Here is a 4,031-nt window from a genome sequence, read left to right as displayed (position 1 = left end):
GCCGACGGCCGCTCGGCGCACTTCTACACGGTCGTCGCCCGCGACACCCTGGACCAGGTGCGCCGCCTCGCCCGCCTCGCCGGCGACCTCGTGGTCACCGCCGGGCTGTGCGAGGCCGACGGCGACGCGCGGTACAACACCGCCGTCGCGGTCAGCGGCGACGGTGTGCTCGGGGTGCACCGCAAAGTGCATCAGCCGCTCGGCGAGGGCGCGTCCTACCTGGCCGGGAACCGGTTCGCCGCGTTCGACACGCCGGTGGGCCGCCTCGGCATGCTGATCTGCTACGACAAGGCGTTCCCGGAGGCGGCGCGGGCACTGGCCATCGACGGCGCGCAGATCGTGGCGTGCCTGTCGGCGTGGCCCGCGGCGCGCACGTTCAGCGCGCCGGATCTCGCCGACGACCGGTGGACCCATCGGTTCGACCTGTTCGACCGGGCCAGGGCACTGGAGAACCAGGTGCTGTGGCTCTCGGCGAACCAGGCCGGTTCCTTCGGCTCGCTGCGGTTCGTCGCCAGTGCCAAGGTCGTCGGCGCCGGCGGCGAGGTGCTGGCCACCACCGGCACCCGCGCCGGCGTCGCGTACGCCAGCGTCGACCTGGCGAGCATGCTCGCGAGCGCCCGGGCGAGCATGTTCCACCTGCGTGATCGCCGGCCCGACACCTACCCGCCGGACACCACCCACCCGGACACCACCCACCCGAGCGCCAGCCACGTGGCAGAGGTCTGATTCGCGTGACACCGGAACACCTCCCCGTCGTCGTCATCGGCGGTGGCCAGGCAGGGCTGGCGATGAGCTGGCATCTGGTCGCCACCGGCGTCGAGCATGCCGTGCTCGAGCGCGACGTGGCCCTGCACACCTGGTCGGACGCCCGGTGGGACAGCTTCTGCCTGGTCACCCCGAACTGGCAGTGTCGGCTGCCCGGCTACGACTACACCGGGCCGGACCCGGACGGCTTCATGGTCAGGTCCGAGATCATCACCTGGCTCGACGGCTACCGCGCGGCCTTCGGCCCGCCGCTGCGCGAGCACACGGCCGTGACGTCGCTGCGCCCGCTCGGCGATGGACCGGGCGCCGAGGACCCGGCCGGCGGCTTCGCACTCGCCACCACCGCGGGCGAGGTCGTCGCCGACCAGGTGGTCATCGCCACCGGCGGCTATCACGTCCCGGCGACACCCCGATTCGCCGAGCGGCTGCCGGCCGGCCTGCACCAGGTGCACTCCGCCGGCTACCGCCGTCCCACCGACCTGCCGGCGGGGCCGGTGCTCGTGGTCGGCACCGGCCAGTCGGGGGCGCAGATCGCCGAGGACCTGCACCTCGCCGGCCGGCGGGTGCACCTGGCCGTCGGCAACGCGCCACGGTTCGCCCGTCGTTACCGCGGCCGTGACGTCATCGCCTGGATGCACGACACCGGCCACTACGCCAGGCCGGTCACCGAGAAGCCGATCGAGGAGCGCACGCAGGACCGTACCAACCACTACGTCACCGGGCGTGACGGCGGTCGGGACATCGACCTGCGCGCGTTCGCCCGCGACGGCATGGTGCTGCACGGCCGGCTGCTCGGCGTCGAGGACGGCCAGTTGCGCTTCGCCGACGACCTGCGGGCGAACCTCGACGCCGCCGACGAGGTGTACAACGGCATCAACGGCCTCATCGACGACCACATCGCCGCGAAGGGACTCGACGTACCGATCGGCCCGAGCCGCTACGCGCCGGTCTGGCGCCCGGAGCGCGACACCGGGCTGGACCTCGGCGTCGAGGAGATCGTCGCTGTCGTCTGGGCGACCGGCTTCACCCGGGACTACCGCTGGCTGCACGCCGGGGTCTTCGACGGCGCCGGCCACCCGCAGCACCGGCGCGGGGTCACCGCCGTGCCCGGCCTGTACTTCCTCGGCCTGCCCTGGCAGCACACCTGGGGCTCGGGGCGCTTCGCCGGCCTCGCCCCGGACGCCGCGCACCTCGCCGAGCGGATCAACGAGCGCATCGCCGGGCGCCGCACCGCCGGGACCACCGGCACCTGCGGCAGCGTCGAGACAACCGGGTCCGCCAGCGGACGCGGGGAGCCCGCGCGGGACTGCCGGTGACGGCGATCCGGCTCGCGGCCGCCGCCGCGCACTTCGGCCGCGACCTGGACCGCTCCCTCGACCGGATCGGCTCGCTCATCGAGGCGGCGCGCCGGGAGGGCGCGTCACTGCTCGTCCTACCCGGTGGCGCGCTCGGCGGCTACCTCGCCGACCTGCGCTCCCCCGACCCCGACACGCTGCCGCCCGCGGTGGCGGCGGACGGGGAGGAGATCCGCCGGGTCGCGGCGCTGGCCGGCGACCTCGTCGTCTGCCTCGGCTACACCGAGCTCGCGGACGGCCGGCGGTGGAACTCGGCGGTGTGCCTGCACGGCGGCGGCGTGCTGGGCCGCTACCGCAAGGTGCACCAGCCGCCCGGCGAGGCGCTCGTCTACGCCGCCGGTGACCGCCTCGCCGCCTTCGACACCCCGATCGGCCGGCTCGGCCTGCTCGTCGACTACGACAAGACCTTCCCGGAGGCCGCGCGGGCGCTGGCGCTCGACGGCGCGCGGATCGTCGCCTGCGTGTCCGCCTGGCCGGCGAGCCTCACCCGGCGCGCAGAGCGGCTCACCCAGGACCGCCAGGCCCGCCTGTTCGACCTCTACGACTGTGCCCGCGCCGCCGAGAACCAGATCGTCTGGGTGTCGTCGAACCAGACCGGGACGACCGGCGGACTGGCCTTCTTCGGCCAGGCCAAGGTCGTCGGCCCCGGCGGCGACGTGCTCGCCCGCACCTGGACCAAGGGTGGCCTCGCCGTCGCCGAGGTGGACGTGGACGGCGAGATCGACCGGGCCCGGCTCGTCCTGTACCACCTCGCCGAGCGGCGCCCCGAGCTGTACGGACAGCCGCGGCGCTCCGCCCGGCCCGACGGCCGGTGACCGGGGCCGACGCCGTACGCGTCGCGCTGCTGACCTACTCGACCCGGCCCCGCGGCGGCGTGGTGCACACCCTGGCGCTGGCCGAGTCGCTCGTCGACCTGGGTGCCGCCGTCGACGTGTGGACGCTGGCTCGCGGCGGTGACAGCGGGTTCTTCCGGCCCGTGGACCCGCGGGTGGGCCTGCGGATGGTGCCCTTCCCCGAGCTGCCCGACGAACCGGTCGGCCGGCGCATCCGACGGTCCATCGCCGTGCTCGCGGACGCGTTCGACGCCACCGGCTACGACGCGGTGCACGCCCAGGACTGCATCAGCGCGAACGCCGTCCTCGACGCCGCCGCCGCTCCCGCGGGCACAGCGGCGCAGCGCCGCCCGGCCCAGTGCGTCCGCACGATCCACCACCTCGACACCTTCACCACCCCGGAGCTCGCCGCCTGCCACGAACGCGCCGTCCTCGCCCCGCGGGCACATGTCTGCGTCTCCGCCGCGGTCGCCCGGGAGGTCGAGGACGGCTGGGGCATCCGGCCGACGGTGATCGCGAACGGGGTGGACGCCGCGCGCTTCACCGCCGGTGCGGCGGACCACACCGGCCGGCGGGCGTGGCGCGACCGACTCGGGGCGTACGTCCTCGCCGTCGGCGGCATCGAGCCGCGCAAGGGAACCATCGACCTGGTCGAGGCGATGGCGGCCGTCCAGCGGGCCCGCCCGGAGCTGTCCCTGGTCATCGCCGGCGGCGAGACTCTGTTCGACTACCGGGACTACCGGGAGTCGGTGCTGCACCGGGCGGCGCACCTCGGCGTGACACCCCGGATCCTCGGGCCGGTGACCCATGTCGAGCTGCCCGCGCTGGTGGCCGAGGCGACGGCGTTCGCGTTCCCGTCGACGAAGGAGGGCTTCGGCCTGGCCGCGCTGGAGGCGCTGGCCGCCGGGGTGCCGGTGGTGGCCAGGGACCTGCCGGTACTGCGCGAGGTCCTGGGCAGCACCGTCCGTTACGCCGCCACCGCCGACGAGCTCGGCACCGCTCTGCTCGCCGCTGCCGACCGGCGTGACGCGACCACGGCTGTCCGCGGCCGCGTCCTCGCCGCCCGCTACACCTGGGG

General features: G+C 75.0%; 4 protein-coding genes. All 4 read left to right on the top strand.

Going from position 1 to position 4,031, the window contains the following annotated elements:
* Positions 1-726: carbon-nitrogen hydrolase family protein (locus MXD58_RS22130; RefSeq protein ID WP_250609843.1), on the top strand; the 726-nt coding region annotated here is incomplete at its 5' end.
* Positions 727-731: 5 nt separating this feature from the next.
* A complete protein-coding gene (locus MXD58_RS22125) occupies positions 732-2,081 on the top strand; it encodes an MSMEG_0569 family flavin-dependent oxidoreductase (protein ID WP_248836746.1) in 1,350 nt (449 codons plus the stop codon).
* Positions 2,078-2,935 carry a carbon-nitrogen hydrolase family protein gene (locus tag MXD58_RS22120; protein ID WP_248836747.1) on the top strand — a complete coding sequence of 286 codons (858 nt, stop codon included), beginning with the start codon at positions 2,078-2,080 and terminating at the stop codon, positions 2,933-2,935. Before MXD58_RS22125 ends, MXD58_RS22120 begins: the two co-directional genes overlap by 4 nt.
* Positions 2,932-4,031: MSMEG_0565 family glycosyltransferase (locus MXD58_RS22115; protein WP_250609842.1), on the top strand; the 1,100-nt coding region annotated here is incomplete at its 3' end. The genes MXD58_RS22120 and MXD58_RS22115, both read left to right, overlap by 4 nt.

Source organism: Frankia sp. AgKG'84/4, from assembly GCF_023242965.2.
In the GTDB taxonomy this organism is placed as follows: Bacteria; Actinomycetota; Actinomycetes; order Frankiales; family Frankiaceae; genus Frankia.
Note: the sequence above shows the minus strand (reverse complement) of the source record. Positions and strands in the feature narration are given on the sequence as shown.